The sequence below is a fragment of the Nonomuraea sp. NPDC050691 genome (assembly GCF_040654455.1).
Classification (GTDB): Bacteria; Actinomycetota; Actinomycetes; order Streptosporangiales; family Streptosporangiaceae; genus Nonomuraea.
The window spans coordinates 1-18,997 of record NZ_JBFAIA010000041.1; the positions used below are offsets into that span (position 1 = coordinate 1).

Annotated in this window: 20 protein-coding genes; 8 read left to right on the top strand and 12 right to left on the bottom strand. The window is 73.9% G+C overall.

The window, feature by feature from the left end:
* Positions 1-406: 406 nt before the first annotated feature.
* Positions 407-754 carry a hypothetical protein gene (locus AB0H81_RS17680; protein WP_358375519.1) on the bottom strand — a complete coding sequence of 116 codons (348 nt, stop codon included), beginning with the start codon at positions 752-754 and terminating at the stop codon, positions 407-409.
* A gap of 147 nt (positions 755-901) precedes the next feature.
* On the opposite strand from AB0H81_RS17680, the gene AB0H81_RS17685 reads away from it, so the two are divergent.
* The gene (locus AB0H81_RS17685; RefSeq protein ID WP_358375521.1) at positions 902-1,492 is read left to right on the top strand and encodes an alpha/beta family hydrolase; all 591 of its coding nucleotides are present in this window, start codon (positions 902-904) and stop codon (positions 1,490-1,492) included.
* 251 nt (positions 1,493-1,743) lie between these two features.
* Here AB0H81_RS17685 and AB0H81_RS17690 read toward each other — a convergent pair whose 3' ends face one another.
* The 3 genes from AB0H81_RS17690 to AB0H81_RS17700 all read right to left on the bottom strand — a co-directional run bounded on the left by AB0H81_RS17690 (position 1,744) and on the right by AB0H81_RS17700 (position 3,423).
* On the bottom strand, positions 1,744-1,935 hold the full coding sequence (locus AB0H81_RS17690) for a DUF5999 family protein (RefSeq protein ID WP_175590377.1): 192 nt from the start codon (positions 1,933-1,935) through the stop codon (positions 1,744-1,746).
* 261 nt (positions 1,936-2,196) lie between these two features.
* Positions 2,197-2,757, bottom strand: coding sequence for a hypothetical protein (locus tag AB0H81_RS17695; protein ID WP_358375523.1), 561 nt, complete (start codon positions 2,755-2,757; stop codon positions 2,197-2,199).
* A 105-nt stretch (positions 2,758-2,862) separates the two neighbouring features.
* Positions 2,863-3,423, bottom strand: a complete 561-nt coding sequence (locus tag AB0H81_RS17700) for a TetR/AcrR family transcriptional regulator C-terminal domain-containing protein (protein ID WP_358375525.1) — start codon at positions 3,421-3,423, stop codon at positions 2,863-2,865.
* Between the two features lie 112 nt (positions 3,424-3,535).
* Between AB0H81_RS17700 and AB0H81_RS17705 the strand changes: the two genes are divergently transcribed.
* A complete protein-coding gene (locus AB0H81_RS17705) occupies positions 3,536-3,934 on the top strand; it encodes a hypothetical protein (RefSeq protein WP_358375527.1) in 399 nt (132 codons plus the stop codon).
* 182 nt (positions 3,935-4,116) lie between these two features.
* On the opposite strand, the gene AB0H81_RS17710 is transcribed toward AB0H81_RS17705, so the two are convergent.
* The 3 genes from AB0H81_RS17710 to AB0H81_RS17720 all read right to left on the bottom strand — a co-directional run bounded on the left by AB0H81_RS17710 (position 4,117) and on the right by AB0H81_RS17720 (position 7,360).
* Positions 4,117-5,535: an RNA polymerase sigma factor gene (locus AB0H81_RS17710; protein ID WP_358375528.1), complete on the bottom strand. Its 1,419-nt coding sequence runs from the start codon at positions 5,533-5,535 to the stop codon at positions 4,117-4,119.
* Positions 5,536-5,713: 178 nt separating this feature from the next.
* A complete protein-coding gene (locus AB0H81_RS17715; RefSeq protein ID WP_358375531.1) occupies positions 5,714-6,082 on the bottom strand; it encodes a hypothetical protein in 369 nt (122 codons plus the stop codon).
* Between the two features lie 129 nt (positions 6,083-6,211).
* Positions 6,212-7,360 carry an AMP-binding protein gene (locus tag AB0H81_RS17720; RefSeq protein ID WP_358375532.1) on the bottom strand — a complete coding sequence of 383 codons (1,149 nt, stop codon included), beginning with the start codon at positions 7,358-7,360 and terminating at the stop codon, positions 6,212-6,214.
* Between the two features lie 184 nt (positions 7,361-7,544).
* On the opposite strand from AB0H81_RS17720, the gene AB0H81_RS17725 reads away from it, so the two are divergent.
* The 3 genes from AB0H81_RS17725 to AB0H81_RS17735 all read left to right on the top strand — a co-directional run bounded on the left by AB0H81_RS17725 (position 7,545) and on the right by AB0H81_RS17735 (position 11,138).
* Positions 7,545-8,495, top strand: coding sequence for an o-succinylbenzoate synthase (locus tag AB0H81_RS17725; protein WP_358375609.1), 951 nt, complete (start codon positions 7,545-7,547; stop codon positions 8,493-8,495).
* Positions 8,492-10,150, top strand: a complete 1,659-nt coding sequence (menD, locus tag AB0H81_RS17730) for a 2-succinyl-5-enolpyruvyl-6-hydroxy-3-cyclohexene-1-carboxylic-acid synthase (RefSeq protein WP_358375533.1) — start codon at positions 8,492-8,494, stop codon at positions 10,148-10,150. Before AB0H81_RS17725 ends, menD begins: the two co-directional genes overlap by 4 nt.
* Positions 10,151-10,262: 112 nt before the next feature.
* A complete protein-coding gene (locus tag AB0H81_RS17735; RefSeq protein ID WP_358375535.1) occupies positions 10,263-11,138 on the top strand; it encodes a GNAT family N-acetyltransferase in 876 nt (291 codons plus the stop codon).
* A 171-nt stretch (positions 11,139-11,309) separates the two neighbouring features.
* Here AB0H81_RS17735 and AB0H81_RS17740 read toward each other — a convergent pair whose 3' ends face one another.
* A complete protein-coding gene (locus AB0H81_RS17740) occupies positions 11,310-11,909 on the bottom strand; it encodes a TetR/AcrR family transcriptional regulator (RefSeq protein WP_358375536.1) in 600 nt (199 codons plus the stop codon).
* A 63-nt stretch (positions 11,910-11,972) separates the two neighbouring features.
* Here AB0H81_RS17740 and AB0H81_RS17745 point away from each other — a divergent pair, with 63 nt between their 5' ends.
* From AB0H81_RS17745 to AB0H81_RS17755, 3 genes are all read left to right on the top strand, one after another.
* Complete coding sequence (locus tag AB0H81_RS17745; RefSeq protein WP_358375538.1) at positions 11,973-12,386, top strand: SRPBCC family protein; 414 nt, start codon at positions 11,973-11,975, stop codon at positions 12,384-12,386.
* A 115-nt stretch (positions 12,387-12,501) separates the two neighbouring features.
* Complete coding sequence (locus tag AB0H81_RS17750) at positions 12,502-13,110, top strand: PhzF family phenazine biosynthesis protein (RefSeq protein WP_358375540.1); 609 nt, start codon at positions 12,502-12,504, stop codon at positions 13,108-13,110.
* Between the two features lie 277 nt (positions 13,111-13,387).
* Entirely contained in the window at positions 13,388-13,984 is a 597-nt protein-coding gene (locus tag AB0H81_RS17755; RefSeq protein ID WP_358375542.1) for an HAD family phosphatase, read from the top strand.
* Positions 13,985-14,167: 183 nt separating this feature from the next.
* Here the strand turns inward: AB0H81_RS17755 and AB0H81_RS17760 are convergent, their stop codons facing one another.
* From AB0H81_RS17760 to AB0H81_RS17775, 4 genes are all read right to left on the bottom strand, one after another.
* Complete coding sequence (locus tag AB0H81_RS17760) at positions 14,168-15,061, bottom strand: alpha/beta hydrolase (protein WP_358375544.1); 894 nt, start codon at positions 15,059-15,061, stop codon at positions 14,168-14,170.
* Positions 15,058-16,272 (bottom strand): kynureninase, encoded by a 1,215-nt coding sequence (gene kynU / locus AB0H81_RS17765; protein ID WP_358375546.1) that lies wholly within the window; start codon positions 16,270-16,272, stop codon positions 15,058-15,060. The genes AB0H81_RS17760 and kynU overlap by 4 nt, the downstream gene beginning before the upstream one ends.
* Complete coding sequence (locus tag AB0H81_RS17770) at positions 16,265-17,203, bottom strand: tryptophan 2,3-dioxygenase family protein (RefSeq protein ID WP_358375548.1); 939 nt, start codon at positions 17,201-17,203, stop codon at positions 16,265-16,267. Before AB0H81_RS17770 ends, kynU begins: the two co-directional genes overlap by 8 nt.
* Positions 17,204-17,381: 178 nt before the next feature.
* A complete protein-coding gene (locus AB0H81_RS17775) occupies positions 17,382-18,860 on the bottom strand; it encodes an MFS transporter (protein ID WP_358375550.1) in 1,479 nt (492 codons plus the stop codon).
* Between the last annotated feature and the right edge of the window lie 137 nt (positions 18,861-18,997).

Consider the following 18,997-nt stretch of genomic DNA (forward strand, 5'->3'; position numbering starts at 1 on the left):
GAAGGGGATCATCAGCGCTCCCGCCTGGACCGGGCTGAAGCCGAGCACGATCTGCAGGTAGAAGGTGAGGAAGAACATCCCGCCCATCATCGCGACCGAGCAGGTCTGGGCGTACGGCCTGGACCACGAGGACGAGACGCTGGCGGCCGAGGTCCGCCTGCGCCGCGACCGCGACGCCTGAGCCCTTCCCCGGAGAGACCCCCGCCCCCCTTTTCCCGGAGGTCCCCGCGTCGAAGGGCCTGAGCTCTCCATCACCCCGGGAGGTCCGCGCGTGAGGGCGTGAGCATGTCCCCGGGAGTTCTCCGCGTGAGGACTGAACGCCTCCGGGAGATCTCCGTGTGAGAGGCCTGAGCGCCTCCCGGGGAGGTCCTCGGCCGGTCGAAGGCCCTTCCCCAAGGTTCTGTCGTCAGGGGCGGCGCACGTACGCCATGGCGGCGGCCACGTTGATGACCGCGATGGCGATCCAGGTCACCGAGAGGCCCAGGAGGCCGGTGTTGATCGCGGCGATGGCCGTCAGCGGGATGCCGAGCCCCATCGAGCCCAGGGCGAGCGGCATCAGCGGCGGCCCCGTGCGCCGGGGCCGGCCCGGAACGGGGCCCTGGCGGTGGAGCTCGGCCTGGACGCGGGCCGCGATCGTGGCGTCCAGCCGGTCGGCGAACGACTCGACCAGCGCCGCCTCGTAGTCCGGTCCGAGGTCGCGGCGCGCGTCGAGCGTCGCCTGGAGGTCTTCACGAACGGGGCGCATGTCAGGCATGGACCCCATCCTGCGCCCGGCAGGAGGCGCTGTCATCCGACCTGGGGTCGATTCACGCGTCATCCCCGGGTACGGGGCCACCGGGCCCCGTACGCTCGCGGTGGGTCCGGAGGGCGGTCGCGGGGCGGCGCCCGATACGGTTCTCGCATGGAGGTCATGACGCCGCGCGGGCCCGCGCTGGTCCAGGTGGACGAGGCGGAGCGGCCCCGGCTGCTGCTCGTGCTGACCCACGGATCGGCCGGGGGAGTCGACGCGCCCGACCTGCTGGCCGTGCGCGACGCGGCCCTCGCGGCGGGGGCGAGCGTGGCCCGGGTGACGCAGCCGTTCAGGCTCGCGGGGGCCCGCGCCCCCGGCTCCGCGGAGCGGCAGGACGAGGCGTGGCGCGCCGTCCTGGCCGGGCTGCGTTCGACCGTGCCGGACCTGCCGCTGGTGCAGGGCGGGCGGAGCAACGGCGCGCGGGTCGCCTGCCGCACCGCCAAGGACGTCGGGGCCGCGGCCGTGGTCGCGCTCGCGTTCCCGCTGCACCCGCCCGGCAAGCCGGAACGTTCCAGGGCGGACGAGCTGCGCGGCGCGGGCGTCGACGTGCTCGTGGTGAACGGGGACCGCGACCCGTTCGGGGTGCCGGACGCCGCGGACGCGGCACGGCTCGTGGTGCTGCCGGGGGAGGGGCACGACCTGAAGAAGGATCCCGCCCGGGTGGGCGAGCTGGTCGCCGGTTGGATCATGTCGTACGCGTGATCGCCGGCGTGACCGATACTCCCGGGCCGCTCCGGGCCGGTGGGCTTGAGGAGGACCGGTCTCGGCCGGGTGGGTTCTGAAGGCCGGTCTGGTGCGCCCCAGGGGGCTTGCGGGTGGACCGGCCTGGTGGATCCCGGTGGGTCCTGACGGTGAGGGGAGGACCGGGCGGCGCGTGCCCGGCGGCCTCAGGGGCGGTGGCCCCGGGCGCCGGCCTCAGAGCCGCACGGCGACGCCCGGCGAGGACGCGCAGCTCAGGCGGCGCCCACGACGGGGCGGTGCGGGGCGATGGCGGTGCCGCCCGGCAGCAGCTCCCCGGTGTCCTCGAACAGGACCACGCCGTTGCAGAGCAGGCTCCACCCCTGCTCGGGGTGGCACGCGACAGTGCGTGCTGCTTCACGGTCGGGCGCCTCGGCGGACGGACAGACCGGGTCGTGCGGGCACATCGGCGTGCCTCCGATATCTCGTGGAAGGCCCCCGTGGGCACGGGAGCGGCTCGGGCTGATTGTCTTAGCAAGTGTGCGGCGTATGTCACATAATCCGACATAGTCCGTTCGGACTGTTAGAGGAGGATGCCCGGATGGTGTGACCCTCGACACAGCGTGCCTTATGCAGGATAACGGGCCAAGCTCGACACGCCACTATGTTCGCAACCCTTTGCCCGGCCGGGGCGCGAGATCTTCTGTAGCGCTCCTCCAGGCGGGCCGCTATCTGAGGCAGTCCTGCGCGGTCAGGATCAGGACGACGCCGACGACCATGCGCTTCGACACGAGGAAGACGTAGGACGCCTTGGGGTTGCCCGGCACGGGGACGATGGGTGTCCCGTACAGCGCGCTCTGCTTCAGCTTGGGGTACGCGGCCTTCAGCTGTGCGGGGGTGGAGCCCCTGCCGATGCCCTGAGGCGTCTTGACGGCGCCGGGCGCGGAGATCGTGACCACGCCCCGCTTCTTCGAGATGAACAACCCCGCCCGGTCACCCCCGTACCGGTGCGCCTTCAGGTCATAGGTCGAGCACGTGGTGGGAGCCTTGATCTTCTTGCGGACGACCAGCCCGGTCGCCCTGGCCTGCGCCTCGCTCATCCCGAGCTTGATGCGGCCGTACCCGAACGGCCCTAACGTCTGCGCGGCGGAGGCGGCGGAGGCGGCGGATGCGGCGGTGATGGCGGGGGCGGCGTTCGCCGCGGGCGCGACGCCCGTCAGCACGGCGCCCCCGGCCAGCGCCGTCACGAGCGCCGACCGGCCGATCCGCAGGGCCACGGTCTGCTTCATGGTGCGTCCTCCTTGATCGTGAATTCGCCACCCTAGCCAGAACACGGCTCTGTGGTGGGTGATTCACGTGATCAGCAGGCGCCGCGGCCCGTCGCGACGGCGGTGCTAGGCGCGCAGGCCCCTGAGCAGCGCGTCGAGGCCGCGTTCGAAGTCGGCGTCGGCCCGCTCGTCGCGGCGTACCCACTCGTCCACCTCGGGGTCGGCCCAGCCCGACTGCTGCACCTCGACCGCCACGCTGCCGAAGACGAACGCCCGGAGCGTCCGCACCGCCTCGGCCGCGTCCGGCAGGCCCGCCTCTGAGAGCTGGTCCGTCTGCTCCCTGATGGAGATCGCGGTGGCGCCCTTGGGCGGCTTTGTCAGCGCGAGCGCCAGCACGCCCGGGTGGTCACGCAGCAGCTCGCGGGCGGCCCGGCACCACGCCCGGGCGGTGTCCTGCCAGGTCGTGCCCGGCTCCACGTGGATGGCGGTGACGTGCTCGGCCAGCGCGTCCATCAGCGCCTCCTTGCCCCGCGGCAGGTGGTGGTAGATGGCCATGGCCTCCACCTGGAGGGCGTCGCCGAGCCGGCGCATGGTGAGCCGGCGCAACCCTTGCGTGTCGGCGATGTGGAGCGCGGTCTCGATGATGCGCTCGCGGGACAGGGGGACGGGTGGCCTCTTGGCGGGCATGCCGGGATCTTACTATGTAAAGGCCGTCGCCGTGGTCCGATGACGTGGTGTGTCGCCGAGGGGCGTACCCTTGTCGCGGACAACAGAACGACTGCGCGAAGGGGCAGAGCCGATGGCGTTTTTCCGTCCGCGGGTGAGCCGGGAGGCCGAGGTCCGCTACCACGCGGATCAGGAGATCTCCAAGAGCTTCCCCGAGCTGCTGGAGAAGGCCAGGCAGGCCGAGCGGACACTGCGTGACCTGCGGGCCGCCGACGCCGACGAGATCGTGCTGCTGGGCGCCGGCCTGGCGTTCGACAAGGCGCTGACCGAGGCGCTTCGGGCCGCCGAGGCGGGGCAGCGGGCCACGTTCGGCGTCCGCTCCTACGACGACCGCATCGCCCGCCGCAAGGCCAAGGCGACGCCGGCGGGAAGGCTGTGGACCGACGAGGTCGAGCGGCTGCGCACCCTCCGCGAGGAGAACCGTCTGTGGGGCATCCCGCGCATCCCGCGCCCGGTCCCCGCGGTGCGCTGACCGAGGTCTCAAGCGGTCATCCGCCTCGGCCTGAGCGCGGCGAGAAGCGGACATGGTGAAAGCCCCGGCTGGAGAGCCGGGGCTTTTCGTGGTGCGCGCAGTGTCGCGCCCAGGACGTCTGTCAGGCCGGGACGGCGCCCAGCGGGCGTCGCGGGACGACGGATCCCGCGACGCGCGAGGTGTCAGCTGGCCCAGTCGAGCAGCGGCCGGGTGTTGCTCGGGTGGCGCAGCTTGGACAGCGACTCCTTCTCGAGCTGCCGGATACGCTCCCGGGTCAGCCCCAGGTGCTTGCCGATCTCGTCGAGGGTGTGCGGCTTGCCGTCCACCAGGCCGAACCGCAGCGCCATGATCTTCGACTCGCGCGGCGACAGGTTGTCGAGCACGCCCCGCAGTTGGTCGCCCAGCAGCTGGCGGTCGACGATCTCCGACGCCTCGGGGGAGTCGACGTCCTCGATGAGGTCGCCGATCGTGGTCTCGCCGTCCTCGCCGATCGTCGCGTTGAGCGAGATCGGCTGGCGGCTGGTGCGCAGCAGCTCCTCGATCTGGTCGGGCGTCTTGTCCAGCTCCCTGGCCAGCTCCTCCGGCGTGGGCTCGCGGCCGAGGCGCTGGTGCATGTCACGCTCGACGCGCGACAGCTTCGAGAGCATCTCCAGCACGTGCACGGGCAGCCGGATCGTCCGGGCCGAGTCGGCGAAGCCGCGCTGGATGGCCTGGCGGATCCACCACATGGCGTACGTGGAGAACTTGAAGCCCTTGGTGTAGTCGAACTTCTCCACCGCCCTGATGAGGCCCAGGTTGCCCTCCTGGACCACGTCGAGCAGCGACATGCCGCGGTCGGTGTACTTCTTGGCGACCGAGACGACCAGGCGGAGGTTGGCCTCCAGCATGTGGTCCTTGGCCTGCCTGCCGTCCTCGACGACCATCTCGAGGTCCTCGCGGGCGGCGACGGACAGGGTGGGGTCGGTCTCCATCTTGTACTCGGCGTACAGGCTGGCCTCGATGCGCCGGGCCAGCTCGACCTCCTGCGCCGCGGTGAGCAGCGTGCGGCGGCCGATCGACTTGAGGTACGTGTGGACCGAGTCGCCCATGGCCGACTGGTTGTCGTCGAGGTCCAGGACCTCCTCGGCCTCCAACTCCGCATCCTCGCCGCCCATGGCGAGGGCGTCGGGGTCCGGCTCGGCGTCGGCCGGTGCCTCGGAGCCGGTCTTCGCGGTGGACTTGGCCCGGGTCTTCCTGGGGGCCGCGGGCGCGTCGTCGCGGGCCTCGCTCAGAGGGGGAACGGGCGTGATGTCGGTTTTGGACTCGGCGGCACCGGAGCCGGTAGACTTCGGCTTGGCCGGGCGCTTGGTAGCGGTCTTCGTCGTGGTGGTCTTTCTCGCGGTTGTGCGTGCGGACCGGCCCAGGGACGGCTCGTCCTCGGCGGCCAGGCTGACGCCCGCCTCGGTGAGCTCGCGAAGGATCGACCGGCCCTCGGCAGGGTTGATCCTTGCCTCGGCGAACGCGTGACGCAGCTCCGCGAGAGAAAGGTGACCCTGTGCTCGCCCTCGGTCAAGGAGCTGGTCGAGGGTCGCGGGTGGGGTCGCCACGGCGGTTCGGGGCATGAGGACACCTCCTCCATACGGAGTAGAAGCGATCGGGCAGATTGTGGTGGGGCGGTACGGGCCGCTCGGCGCACCAGTATCAATAACGCCATTTGCCGCTATTTGTTCCCGCGTGGACGAAAAAGGGGCGGACCGCCTCGGCGGCGGCCCACCCCGGGTACGTGCGGCCTGCGGGCGGCTAGTTGCCGCTGACCTGGCCCGGATCGCCGTCGGGCACCACTCCTGAGGGGCCCTCGGTCACCTTTCCGGGCTCGCCCTCGGGCATCGGCATGGGCTCGGCGTCCTCCATGCGCTCGTCGGTCCAGTAGTCGATGACCGCGTCGGGGTCGGGGTTCACGTCCCGGGACACCACGGTGTCGGACGACGGCTCGGGCGTCTGCCCGGTGAGCTCGGCCACCTGGCCGGAGTCGACCTGCACCACGGCCTTGGTCTCCTTGGAGACCTTCTCGAGCCTGCCCGCCGAGGCGGCCGCCGCGACCGAGACGCCGCCGACGACGATGACGCCGACGACCGCCGCGGATGCCCACATCTTGCGGGTCTGATCCATGAAGGCTCCTCCCTTGCTCTTCTCCACTTTGACGCACCGGATGGTCATCGGGTTCCTGCGCCGGCGCGTCGAGCGGGCCGTGCGCAGGTGGTCACGCGGCCCGTGGCCGGTGTGCCGGGCGGGCCGGGGTCAGGCTTCGGAGCGCAGACGTACGAGGTCGGGCTTGCCGTTGGGCAGCAGGGGCAGGCGCGGCGCGAGGCGCAGTTCGCGGGGCGCGGCGTAGGCGGGCAGCCGGTCGGCGCAGTAGGCGCGCAACTGCGGCAGCGTCGGCGGGCGGGAGGCGTCGGCGGGCACCACCACGGCCACCACCACCTCGCCCCACTCGAGGTCGGGCCGGCCGACGACCGCGACGTCGGCCACCTCCGGATGCTCGCCGAGCACCGCGGTCACCGCGCCCGCCACGACCTTCTCGCCACCGGTGTTGATCACGTCGTCGGCCCGGCCCAGCACGCGCAGCCGCCCGCCGGACAGCTCGCCCAGGTCGGAGGTCACGAACCAGGCGCCGTCGCGCGGCACCGGCTCACCCGAGCGGTAGCCGGAGAACAGCACCGGCCCCGCCACCCGGATCCGGCCGTCGTCGCCCACCTTCACGTCCACGTGGTCGAGGGGGCGGCCGTCGTACACGCAGCCCCCGCACGTCTCGCTCATCCCGTACGTCGTCACCACCCGCGCGCCGAGGTCGCGCGCCTCGTCCAGCAGGGCGGGACGGGCCGCCGCGCCCCCGAGCAGGATCGTGGCGAACACCGACAGGTCGGCCCGCATGCCGACCAGCCGGTGGAGCTGCGTGGGCACCAGCGACACGTGGTGGGCGCCGGAGGTCAGCACCCGCTCGGGGTCGAACCTGTCGTGCACGATCGGCTCGGTCTCGCTCAGCAGCGCCCGGACGAGCACCTGGAGCCCGGACACGTGCGACGGCGGCAGGCAGCACAGCCACCGTTCGCCCTTGCCGGCCCCGAGGCGGCGCAGCGACGCGGCGGCCGAGGCGCGCAGCGCCCGCGCGGAGAGCATGACGCCCTTGGGGGCGCCCGTGCTGCCGCTGGTGGCGATCACCACGGCGACGTCGCCGGGCACGCCGCGGCCGCCCTCCAGAGGCTCGCCGTTGACGTCGGCGGGGCGCAGCGCGGCGATCGCGGCGTCGGCGGCCGGTCCGGGGGCCAGCGGCAGCACGGCCGGTCCGTCGCCGTTCAGCGCGTCGCGCACCGCCGAGAACAGCTCGGGGCCCGGGGGCATGACGACCGCCCGCAACGGGCGGTCCGGATGCGACGACGTGCTCGGCATGCTCGTAAGGTTAGTGGCGACAGATCGGTACTGACTCAGTGGTGACGCGGTGGTGGCAGGGTGGGGCGCGCGACCCGGCGTGGACGGGCAGGGCGCGGGCGTGACCGGCGACACGGTCGGCGGAGTGACCGATGGCATGGCCGGCGGAGTGACCGATGGCATGGCCGGCGGGGTGACCGGTGACATGGCCGGCGGAGGGGAGTGGGGGCTGACCCGCGATCCCGTGGTGTTCCGGATCCCGATGCGCACCCGGTTCCGCGGGCAGACGGCCCGGGAGGGCGTGCTGTTGCGCGGTCCGGCGGGCTGGGGCGAGTTCTCGCCGTTCCCCGAGTACGGGCCGCGGGAGTGCGCGCGCTGGCTGGCCTGCGCGCGCGAGGCCGCCTTCGAGGGCTGGCCCGCGCCGGTCCGCGACACCGTCCCGGTCAACGCCACCGTTCCGGCCGTGCCGGCCGAGCGGGCGTTCGAGCTGGTACGCCGGTCCGGCTGCGCCACCGCGAAGGTCAAGGTCGCCGAGCCGGGCCAGACGTTCGCCGACGACCTGGCCAGGGTGGAGGCCGTGCGCGACGCCCTCGGGCCGTCCGGGCGGCTGCGCGTGGACGCCAACGGCGCCTGGAGCGCCGACGAGGCGGTGCGACGGCTGAAGGAGCTCGACCGCTTCGGCCTGGAGTACGCCGAGCAGCCGTGCGCCACCCTGGAGGAGCTGGCCCGGGTGCGGCGCGCCTGCGACGTGCCGATCGCCGCCGACGAGTCGATCCGCCGCGCCGAGGACCCGCTGCGGGTGCGGGCGGCCGAGGCGGCGGACATCGCGGTGGTCAAGGTCCAGCCGCTCGGCGGAGTGCGGCAGGCGCTGCGCGTGGTCGAGGCGTGCGGGCTGCCCGCGGTCGTGTCGAGCGCCGTGGAGACGTCCGTGGGGCTGGCCGCCGGGCTCGCGCTGGCCGCCGCCCTGCCCGAGCTGCCGTACGCGTGCGGCCTCGGCACGATGACGCTGCTGTCCGGCGACGTCACCGCCGCCCCCCTGACGCCCGACGGTGGCGCGCTGCGCGTGCGGCGGCCCGAGGTGGACGAGCGGGCCCTGTCAGAGTTCGCCATCGACTCCCCCCGGTGGCTCGGCCGAATGCAGGAGGCGTCCCGGTGAATCCCGCGACCGCGCTGGCCACGGTGCTCGTCGACGAGCTGGTGCGCTGCGGCCTGACCGACGTCGTGCTCGCGCCCGGCTCGCGCTCGGCGCCGCTGGCGCTGGCGCTGCACGCCGAGTCGCGGGTGCGGATGCACGTGCGCGTGGACGAGCGGTCGGCGTCGTTCCTGGCGCTCGGTCTGGCCCGGCGCTCGGAGCGGCCCGTGGCGCTGATCTGCTCCTCGGGCACGGCCGCCGCGAACTTCCACCCGGCCGTCATCGAGGCGAGCGAGTCGGGCGTCCCGCTGCTCGTGCTCACCGCCGACCGGCCGCCCGAGCTGCGCGGCACCGGCGCCAACCAGACCATCGACCAGGTGAAGCTGTACGGCACGGCGGCCCGCTGGTTCGTCGAGGTGGGCGCGCCCGAGGACCGTCCCGGCCAGGTGGCGTACTGGCGGTCGCTGGCCTGCCGCGCCTACCATCGCGCCACCGGGCCCGCCGATCCCGGGCCGGTCCACCTCAACCTCGCCTTCCGCGAGCCGCTGATCCCCGACGGCGACACCTCGTGGAGCGAGCCGCTCGACGGCGACGCGACCGGCCCATGGGTGCGCACCCGCGTGGCTCCGCCGCCCGTCGCCCTGCACATCGCGCCGACCCGGCGCGGGGTGCTCGTGATCGGCGACGGCGCGGCCAACGTGCGCCGCTACGTCGCCGCCGCCGGGATGGCCGGCTGGCCCGTCCTGTCGGAGCCGAACGGAGGCGGCCGCTACGGCGACCACGCCGTCTCGACCTACCACTACCTGCTGGGCACCCCCGAGTTCGCCGACACGCACGCGCCCGACGTGGTGGTGACGCTCGGCCGGCCGGGGCTGTCGCGCCCGCTGCTGTCGTGGCTGAAGCGCGCCCAGGAGCACATCGTCGTCGCCTCCGACCTCGACCGCTGGCCCGACCCGACCCGCTCGGCCACCCAGGTGGCGCAGGCCGTGGAGATCCCGGTGGCCTCCGGTGACGACGGCTGGCTGAACTCCTGGCGGCACGCCGACCAGGCCGCCCGGGCCGCGGTGGACCAGGTGCTCGACACCTCGGGCACGAGCGAGCCGCGCCTGGCCCGCGACCTGGCCGACGCGCTGCCCAACGGCGCCCTGCTGTTCTGCGGCTCGTCCATGCCGATCCGCGACCTCGACCAGGCCATGCGGCCCCGGCGCGGGCTGCGGCTGCTGGCCAACCGGGGCGCCTCCGGCATCGACGGCGCCGTCTCGACGGCGATGGGCGCCGCGCTGGCCCACAACGGGCCGTCGTACGCGCTGCTCGGCGACCTGTCGTTCCTGCACGACCAGAACGGGCTCGTCCTCGGCCCCCGCGAGCCCCGGCCCGACCTGTGCGTGGTGGTGGTCAACAACGACGGCGGCGGGATCTTCTCGCTGCTGCCGCAGGCGGCGCTGCGCGACCCGTTCGAGCGGGTCTTCGGCACGCCGCACGGGGTGGACCTCGGGTACGTGGCCGCCGCGACCGGCACGCCGTACCGGCTGGTGGAGGAGCTGGGAGACCTGTCCAAGGCGCTGCGGGGCGAGGGGCCGCGCGTGGTGGAGGTGCGTACGGACCGGGAGGAGAACGCGCTGGTCCACGCCCGCCTGCGCGACGCCGCCCAGGAGGCGGTCCGCGCGGCCCTCGCCTGAGCGGCACGGCGTCCACGTCGCCGGGCCCGCGGGCGACCGGCGACCGGCGGGTGACGTCCCGGGCGGCCGAAAACCGGATGCGCGCGGGCGGGCCGCCCGCCAGACTGGCGGCGTGATCGCCAGCACGTACGAGGGTCCGGCCGATCTGCGGGCCATGCAGGAGCTGTGCAGCCGTCTCTGGTCGCCGCGGTCGCGCTGGCATGTCGGTGACCTCGCCTGGGGCAGGTTCCAGCACACCGGGCGGGAGCACGAGTGGCCGACCCGGCTGTGGCGTGCCGGCGGTCGCACGCTGGCCTGGGGATGGGTCCAGCCGCCCGGCTCCCTCGACCTGGCCGTGGACCCCGCCCGGCCGGAGCTGGCGGGGGAGGTGCTGGAGTGGTTCGCGGGCCTGGTCCCCGGCGAGCGTTCCGTGACCGTGCTCGAGACCGAGGAGCACCTCGCCGCCGCGCTCCGCGGGGCCGGCTACCGGCCGTCCGACGACGGTCCGTTCTTCACGCATCTGGTGCGCGGCCTGGACGGCCTGCCCGAGCCCGCGCCGCCACCGGGCTTCCGGCTGCGGGCCGTGGACGAGGCCCGCGTGCCGGGCCGCGTGGCGGTCCACCGGGCGGCCTTCCACCCGTCACGGGTGACCGAGGAGAGCTACCGGGCCGTACGGGCCGCCTGGCCGTACCGGGCGGACCTGGACTGGATCGCCGAGACGCCGGACGGCGAGGCCGCCGCGTACTGCCTGGTCTGGCTGGACGAGGCGCGGCGCGTCGCCGAGATCGAGCCCACCGGCACCCTGCCCGGGCACCGCCGGCGGGGGCTCGCCCGCGCGGTGTGCCTCGCCGCCCTGCGCGCGGCCCGGGAGGCGGGCGCGGAGCACGCCGTCGTGTACCCCCGGGGCGACGACGCCTATCCCGTGCCGGGACGGCTCTACCGCTCGATGGGCTTCGGCCCGGTCGCCCGCACCGTCACCTGGGTCATGGACGGCTCGGGAGGCGCTTGACCTCCTCGGCCCGCTGGTCACGGCCGGCTCAGCAGTCCGGACTTCCGGTGGATCGACAGGGAGGACATGGTGCAGAAAAGTGCGCCCGACCATGGCGCGACAGTCCGGGCGCGATAACACGCTCTTCAGCGCTTCCCCAGGTCGCAGTGATCGCCCACACCATGTTTCATCTCACCGCTCATGGTTGTCTCGTGTTCCCTCGACCCGCGTGATCAACTCGGCGAAGAGGTCGGCGGCGTCGTCGACCGCCGCCTGGTCGCCGGTGGCGAGGAGATCCAGAAGCAGTCCGCGGCCGACGGCGAGCGAAAGCCGGGCCAGGCGGCCGGCTTCTTGCGAGGGGAGACCATGCTTGGTGAGCATGTCGGCGATCGGGTCCGTCCAGGCCCTGACGACCGACTCGCGGAACGCGGCCGCCCAAGGGCGTCCGTTCAGGGCGTGCGCGTAGATCTCGAAGAACAACCGCTCGGCCGGCGCGAGTGCGGGGTCGCTGACGCGCTTCCAGAAGGCTCGGGACAGGTCGGTGAGATCGCCTGCGTCGGCTTCGAGCGCCGCCAGGGCGGCGCGCTGGCGAGCCTCCATCAGGTTGACGATCTCGACCAGCAAGCCGTCGCGTGACCCGAAGTGGTAGTGCAGCATGCGATGACTCGTGCCGATCGCCGCGGCGAGTTCGCGCATGCTGAGATCGCTGAAGCCGACGTCCTGCAGGTGCTCGATGCAGCGTTCGAGCAGCGCCTCTTTCGCCGTGCCTGACATGGCAGCCCCTTTGGCCATGGTCCACATGGTACATGTACCGTTTGGTACGCCAAGGTGTGCCCTGTTGGAACGGAGATCCTCATGCGGACGTCGACCACTGTCGCGGCTCCCGTCCCGGCCGTTTGGACGGTCTTGCTGGACATCGAGCGGTGGCCTGACTGGACCGACACGGTGACCACGGCCATGTGGCTCGACTCGGGCCCGACGCGGCCGGGGCGACGTGCGCGCCTGACCCAGCCGCGGCTGGGCAGCGCCGAGTGGGAGATCACCGAACTGGATCAGGAGAGGTCCTTCTCCTGGGCTCGGCGCTCAGCTGGGGTGACCACGGTCGGGGGACACCTGCTGTCCGCGGGCCCGGGAGGCGGAACGATCCTCACCCTCAGCATCGATCATTCCGGTCCTCTGGCCGGTGTGGTCCGGCTGCTCACCGATCGGCTCACCCGCCGATACATCGACACCGAAGCGCGGGGTCTCAAGGCGTACTGCGAACGCTGACCGCGGCTACTGCAGGGCCGGGCCGACCCCGGAGCGGCTGCGGGCGACGGCCGCCCCCGAGGTCGACGGCTCCTGGCCGCCGCGCCATGCGGCGCTGCTGCACGCGGTCGACGAGTTGCACGAGACCGCGCGGCTGTCGCAGCCGGCCTGGGACGCCCTGCGCGTCCACTACCAGGATGAGCAACTGCTCGAACTCCTGGTCCTGGCCGGCTGGTACCGGACCGTCGGTTACCTCGCCAACGGCCTCCTGCTGGAGGACGAGCCCTGGGCCGTCCCGTTCCCGGAAGCGCCGCAACCCCCGCGGCCGGCCAGGGCCGAGCGGGACGCTGGAAGGGAGCGCCGACGAGCGGCAACGGCGCGCGGGTCGCGATCTCCGGTCGCCACGCGGTCGGCCCTGGCCGCGCTGGACCCGGACCTCGACCGGCTCCGCGCCGCCTGCGACCGGCTCGGCCTCCTCGGCTGCTACGTCTACTCCGTCCCGGAGCGCTCCGGCCGGGTCGCGGCCCGCATGTTCGCCCCGTCGATCGGCGTGCCCGAGGACGTCGCCAACGCCAACGGCACCGCCTGCCTCGCCGCTCACCTGGCCGGCCAGGGGTTCACCGGCATTGCCGTGGACATGGGCGACTCCCTCGGCAGCCCTTCCACGATCGCCGCCGCCCCGAGGGACCTCGTGGTCCGTCTGGGCGGTGCCGCGCGGATCGCGCGCGTCCTTCATCTGCCCTGACGGGCCGGAGGGACCACAAAGGTCAGCGGGGCGAGCGCCTGAGCGGGAGCGGCGGCCTCGGGACGTCACGGGGAGGAGAAGAGTCCTGCCGCCGGCCTTCGGCGCCGCCGGGTACACGACGGCATCCTGGCTGGGCGCCGCGGTGATGGGCGTGACCGTCGTCGCCGCGCTCACCCTCCAGCCGGATCGCTCCGCTGTCCGCGACAGTCGCACAAAGGGACGTTCAGGTAGGATTTGCCCATCTTTCGCAAAGCATCTCGGAAGGCGTAACTGTCGCGTGCTCTCCCCGCTTGCCCCCAGGGACGCCGACGGCCTGCTGTTCGACTGGGACGGCACGCTGGTGGACAGCCAAAGCGCCAACTACCGCGCCATGACCGAAGCCCTGGCCCCGCTGGGCGTGACGCTGGAGAGGGCCTGGTTCGACGCCCGCACCGGGCTGTCGTCAGCGGAGATGATCGGCGCACTGACCGAGGAAGGCGGCCTGGACCTGCCCGTCCCGGTGCGCGAGATCGTCGCCCGGCGCGACGAGCACTTCCTCCGGCAGGCCCACCGCATCCGAGCGCACCCTGCCGTCCTGGAGGTCGTCCGGACCTGGCACGGCCGGCTGCCCATGGCCGTCGCCTCCGGCGGATCGCGCGCCGTCATCTCCCGGACCATGCGACACCTGCCCTACGCCTCCCTGTTCTCCACCGTGGTCACCCGCGAGGACGTCGAACGCGGTAAACCGGCGCCGGACATCTTCCTCCTGGCCGCACACCGGCTCGGGATCGCTCCCGACCGGTGCGCCGTCTACGAGGACAGTGACGAAGGCGTCGCGGCGGCCCTGGCGGCGGGCATGACGGTCATCGACGTCCGCCCTCACACGGGCCGGTAGTCCGCCGGCCGCGGTCGCGGATCCGTCCCGGCCGCCGCCGACGGCGACCGCGGGCCGGCCTGCTCGCGGACGTGCCGGCGTGGGAACGTGACCAGGGACTGGACCGAGAGCGCCGGGCGGGGCTCAGCGCGGCCCGGGAGAAAGAGCTCCTCCGCCTCCTCGGCCGCACCGGGTGCTCCCGGGTCACGGACAAGTCAGCAGGCGCGTGATCTCCTCGGCGACCAGGGCGCAGGCGTGCGCCGCCGGGTCGATCAGCGGGAAGTGGCCGGCGTCCTCCACCAGCGTGAGGCGTACCGCCTGGCCCGCTGCGGCGGCCGAGCGGGCGTAGGACGTGGCGACCTCGACCGGCACGACGACGTCCTCGCGGCCGTGGACGATCGTCGTGGGCACGCCCGTGGGCAGCAGCGTCGCGGGGTCGGTGGCCAGGCGTCGCTCCTCGAAGCGGTCCGGGCCGCCGAGCAGTTGGAGCGCGGCGTCCGAGCACACGGACAGCTCGCGTGCCCGTACGAGGTCGGCGACCGGCGCGAGGGCCACGACGCCCGCGACGGACGGGCCGGGGAGCCGCCACGGCGAGCCCGGCGGGAGCATGTGGCGGGCCGAGGCCCACAACGCGAGGTGCCCGCCCGCCGAGTGCCCGGTGAGGACGACGCGGCCCTTGCCGACCTCGGGCAGCGCGGACGCCGCGAGGGCGGGAAGGGCGTCCAGGGCGGCGGCCACGTCGTCGAACGTCTCCGGCCAGCGCCCCGCCGCGCCCGGAGCCGCGCCGCCCCGCCGGTACTCGACCGAGGCCACCGCGAGGCCCCGGCGGGCGAGGAAGGAGGCGAAGGGGGAGACGTGCAGCCGGTCGTACGCCGCCCGCCACGCCCCTCCGTGCAGGACGACGACGAGCGGTGCGGGCGCGGCCGCCTCGCGGGGCCCGGGGGCGGGTGAGGTCCCGCCGGTGGGCCGGTCGCGGGGGGCGTAGAGGTCGACGATCTGGTCGGGGTGGGGGCCGTAGGAGACGGTGGCGTCCGGCTCCACGTGCGGATGGGAGAAGGCCGAGGCCTGCTCGGCGGCGTCCCGCGCGTCGGCGTTCACGCGCCGGTCGTCAGGATCTCGGCCAGCACGCGCGCCGCCCGTTCCGTCTCCGCGAACGACACGTACAGCGGCGTGAAGCCGAACCGCAGCACGTCCGGGTGCCGGAAGTCGCCGACGACCCCGCGGGCGATCAGCGCGTCCATCACCTCGCCCGCCCCGGCGCAGCGCAGCGCGACCTGGCTGCCCCGCTCCCCGTGCCGGGCCGGGGTGATCGACTCGACGCGTCCCGGCGGCACGTACGCGGCGACGCACTCCAGGAAGAAGTCGGTCAGGGCCAGGCTCTTGTCCCGCACCACCTCGATCGGCACCCCGTCCCACACCTCCAGCGCCGCCTCCAGGGCCAGCATCGAGAGGATGTCGGGAGTGCCCACCCGGCCGCGGAGCGCTCCGTCCGCGGCCTCGTACCGCCGCGACATGCCGAAGGGGTCGCGGTGGGAGTTCCAGCCGGGCAGCGGCGAGTCGAAGCGGGGCTGCAGGTCGCGGCGGACGTACAGGTAGGCCGGTGAGCCGGGGCCCCCGTTGAGGTACTTGTACGTGCAGCCGACCGCGAGGTCCACCCCGTGCTCGTCGAGCCTGACCGGCAGCGCGCCGGCGCTGTGGCACAGGTCCCACACCACCAGGGCGCCCGCCTCGTGCGCGGCGGCCGTCACGCCCGGCAGGTCGTGCAGCCGCCCGCTGAGGTAGTCGACGTGGTTGACCAGGGCGACGGCGGTACGGGCACCGAGGGCGTCCACGAGCTCGGCCGGGTCGGCGGCGACCAGGCGGCGGCCCGTCATCCGCGCGGCCGACTCCGCGATGTAGCCGTCGGTGGGGAACGTCGTCGCGTCCACCACGATCTCGTCGCGCTCCTCGCCCGCCATCCGGGCCGCGCCCACCAGCGCCTTGAAGACGTTCACGCTGGTGGAGTCGCCGGCCACGACCTGGCCGGGGGCCGCGCCGACCAGCGGGGCGACGCGGTCGCCGACGCGCTCCGGCGCCGTCCACCACCCGGACTCCGTCCAGGACCTGATGCGCAGCCGCCCCCACTGCCGCTCCACGACGTCGGCCAGCCGGGCGGGCACGACGGCGGGCAGCGCGCCGAGCGAGTTGCCGTCGAGGTAGACGGTGTCGTCGTCGAGGACGAACTCCGCGCGCTTGGCCCGCAGGGGGTCCGCCTCGTCGAGCTTGCGCGCCTTCTCGGGAAGGTGGGATGCCGGGTGCGGGTCAGACATGGCTGCGTGCCGTCCAGAGCTCGGGGAACACGGTCTTCGCGGCCCGCTTCTCCAGCCACGCGACGCCGGCCGAGCCGCCGGTGCCGGTCTTGGCGCCCATCGCGCGCCGGGTCGCCACCAGATGGTCGTTGCGCCAGCGCCACACCAGCTCGGCGACGTCCGTCAGCGCCTCGCCGAGCCGCGCGAGGTCGGCGTCCGGGTCGCCGGAGTAGATCTCCGCCCACACCGCCTCGACCTCGGCGCGGGGCTCGTACCGCTGTGACAGGTCCCGCTCCAGCACGGCCCGCGGCACGGCGTGGCCGCGTCGCGCGAGCAGGTGCAGGACCTCGTCGTACAGGCTGGGCTCGTGCAGGGCCTTCTCCAGTTCCTCGTGGACGCGCGGCGCGCCCCGGTGCGGCACCAGCATGGACGACGACTTCTCGCCGAGCAGGAACTCCATCCGCCGGTACATCGCCGACTGGAACCCCGAGCCCTCGCCGAGCGCGGCCCGGTACGCGTTGAACTCGGCCGGGGTGAGCTGCGCCAACGGCCGCCAGGAGGCGTTCAGCGCCTCCAGCTCGCGCGCGCTGCGCCGCAGCGCGGCCATGGCGACGGGCAGCCGGTCCTCGCGCAGCGCGCGGCCGGCGGTCTCCCACTCGTGGACGATCACGGTGAACCACAGCTCCATGACCTGGGTGGTGACCAGGAACACCATCTCGCCCGGGTCGTCGGACAGGGGGTGCTGGAGGTGGGTGAGGACGTCCGCGCGGACGTAGTCCTCGTACGGGGTGGTGCCCGCGAAGTCGAGGTTCGGCGACTCCGGCCCGGCGGCGGCGGCTCGGGCGTCGGCGGCTCGGCCGGCCGCGGTCTGGTGGTCGGCCACGCGGTCGCCGGCCGCTCTGTCGCCGGCTTCTCGGTCGTCCGCTGTACGGGTGTCTGGGCGATGCGACATCGCTGTCTCCTGGAGACGTGCCACCGGGTAGCGGTCCGCTCCCTTCCTGCAGGCGATGGAGCCCCGGTCCCCTCGGGCCCGGCCGCTCACGACGCGGCACCGAGCCCACCAGGCATGATGCGGGATCGTGTCCTGGTATGGCAAGGGGCGTCCTGTGCGCCGGGCTTTCGCGGGGCGGTCAGCCCTGGCCGGCGTGGGTGTGGCCGTGGGCGACCTCGGGCGGGCACGGCCCGGCCGCCCTGGTGCGGCCGTCCCGCCGCCACTCCGCCACGGCGATGGCGAGGGCCACCAGCACCCCGGCGACCGCCGCGCCCAGGGACACGGTCACCGCCTCCGAGGTGTCGCCGCTGGAGGCGAGCACCAGGTAGTACACGCCCGGCAGGGCCGCCGTGCCGACCGCGCCACCGAGGCGCTGGCCCGTCTGGAGGGCGCCGCCGGCCGCGCCGGCCATCCGCACGGGCACCTCCTTGAGCGTCATGGTGATGTTCGGCGAGATCACGAAGCCGCTGCCGATACCGCCGACGAGCAGCGCGGGGATCGCCGCCCACACGGCCAGGCCCGGCGAGGCGAAGCCCAGCAGCAGCGCCGCCGCGGACAGCCCCACCACGACCCCGGCCAGCCCGAGCACGGTCAGCAGCCGTCCCAGCCGCTCCACCAGCCGCCCGGCCACGACCGCGGCGCCGGCCGAGCCGATCGCGAACGGCGTGACGCACAGCCCCGACATCAGGGGCGAGAACCCGCGCCCGATCTGGAAGTAGAGCGCGAAGACCAGCCAGACGCCGCTGAAGCCGATGAAGTAGACCGTCGCGAGCGCCGCGCCCGGCGCGTAGCCACGCGTCTCGGTGATGAGCTTGGGGGCGAGCAGCGGCTCGTGCCCGCGGGCCGCGACCCGCCGCTCCCAGAGCACGAACGCCGCGAGGAGCACCGCCCCGGCGGGGAACATCCACCAGAGCTTGTGCACGCCGCCCGCGTCGGCCTGGACGAGCGGGAACATGACGAGGAACACGCCGGCGCCCAGCAGGACCACGCCCGCCAGATCCAGCGTGCCGCGCCGACCGCCCCGGGCGTGCGGCAGCAGCCGGGCGGCCAGGACGAACGCGGCCATCCCGATCGGCACGTTCACGAAGAAGATCCAGCGCCAGCCCTGGTCGCCGCCCGCGAGCGCGAGGATCAGGCCGCCGGTGATGGGGCCGACCGCGCTGGAGATGCCGACGGTCGCGCCGAAGAAGCCGAAAGCGCGCCCGCGCTCGGCGCCGCTGAACATCTGCTGGATCAGGGCGGAGTTCTGCGGGGCGAGGAAGCCGGCGGCGATCCCCTGCGCGAGCCGGGCCGCGACCAGCAGCCCGATGGTGGGGGCCGCCCCGGCGGCCATGCTGCACAACACGAACGCGGCCAGCGCGACGAGGAAGATGCGCCGCCGGCCCATCGCGTCGCCCAGCCGCCCGGCCAGGACGAGGGAGAGCGCGAACGTGAGCGCGTACCCGGAGACCACCCACTGCACCTGCGCGGGGGAGGCCCCGAGGTCGCGCTGCATGGACGGCAGCGCCACCGCCACGATCGTCACGTCGAGCAGGATCATGAAGCCGACGACGAGGGTGACCGCGAGGGCCTTCCACCGCCGCGGATCCGGTCCGGTGTTCGCGGACCCTGCTTCCATGGGACCTCCCTCCGTGAAGATCACCGCCCCCGAGGCCGGCGAGGGGGGCCGGTCAGGGCTCGGCCGTCACCTGCTCCGCCGCCTCAGCCGGGGAGGGACAGCAGCCGCTCCCTTCGGGGGGCGGAGGAGTCACGCCT

Excerpts from the sequence above, each read along its gene's own strand:
- AB0H81_RS17680 (WP_358375519.1), bottom strand. The coding sequence starts at position 754 with ATGCCTGACATGCGCCCCGTTCGTGAAGACCTCCAGGCGACGCTCGAC.
- AB0H81_RS17685 (WP_358375521.1), top strand. The coding sequence starts at position 902 with ATGGAGGTCATGACGCCGCGCGGGCCCGCGCTGGTCCAGGTGGACGAG.
- AB0H81_RS17690 (WP_175590377.1), bottom strand. The coding sequence starts at position 1,935 with ATGTGCCCGCACGACCCGGTCTGTCCGTCCGCCGAGGCGCCCGACCGT.
- AB0H81_RS17695 (WP_358375523.1), bottom strand. The coding sequence starts at position 2,757 with ATGAAGCAGACCGTGGCCCTGCGGATCGGCCGGTCGGCGCTCGTGACG.
- AB0H81_RS17700 (WP_358375525.1), bottom strand. The coding sequence starts at position 3,423 with ATGCCCGCCAAGAGGCCACCCGTCCCCCTGTCCCGCGAGCGCATCATC.
- AB0H81_RS17705 (WP_358375527.1), top strand. The coding sequence starts at position 3,536 with ATGGCGTTTTTCCGTCCGCGGGTGAGCCGGGAGGCCGAGGTCCGCTAC.
- AB0H81_RS17710 (WP_358375528.1), bottom strand. The coding sequence starts at position 5,535 with ATGCCCCGAACCGCCGTGGCGACCCCACCCGCGACCCTCGACCAGCTC.
- AB0H81_RS17715 (WP_358375531.1), bottom strand. The coding sequence starts at position 6,082 with ATGGATCAGACCCGCAAGATGTGGGCATCCGCGGCGGTCGTCGGCGTC.
- AB0H81_RS17720 (WP_358375532.1), bottom strand. The coding sequence starts at position 7,360 with ATGCCGAGCACGTCGTCGCATCCGGACCGCCCGTTGCGGGCGGTCGTC.
- AB0H81_RS17725 (WP_358375609.1), top strand. The coding sequence starts at position 7,545 with ATGGCCGGCGGAGGGGAGTGGGGGCTGACCCGCGATCCCGTGGTGTTC.
- AB0H81_RS17740 (WP_358375536.1), bottom strand. The coding sequence starts at position 11,909 with ATGGCCAAAGGGGCTGCCATGTCAGGCACGGCGAAAGAGGCGCTGCTC.
- AB0H81_RS17745 (WP_358375538.1), top strand. The coding sequence starts at position 11,973 with ATGCGGACGTCGACCACTGTCGCGGCTCCCGTCCCGGCCGTTTGGACG.
- kynU (WP_358375546.1), bottom strand. The coding sequence starts at position 16,272 with ATGTCTGACCCGCACCCGGCATCCCACCTTCCCGAGAAGGCGCGCAAG.
- AB0H81_RS17770 (WP_358375548.1), bottom strand. The coding sequence starts at position 17,203 with ATGTCGCATCGCCCAGACACCCGTACAGCGGACGACCGAGAAGCCGGC.
- AB0H81_RS17775 (WP_358375550.1), bottom strand. The coding sequence starts at position 18,860 with ATGGAAGCAGGGTCCGCGAACACCGGACCGGATCCGCGGCGGTGGAAG.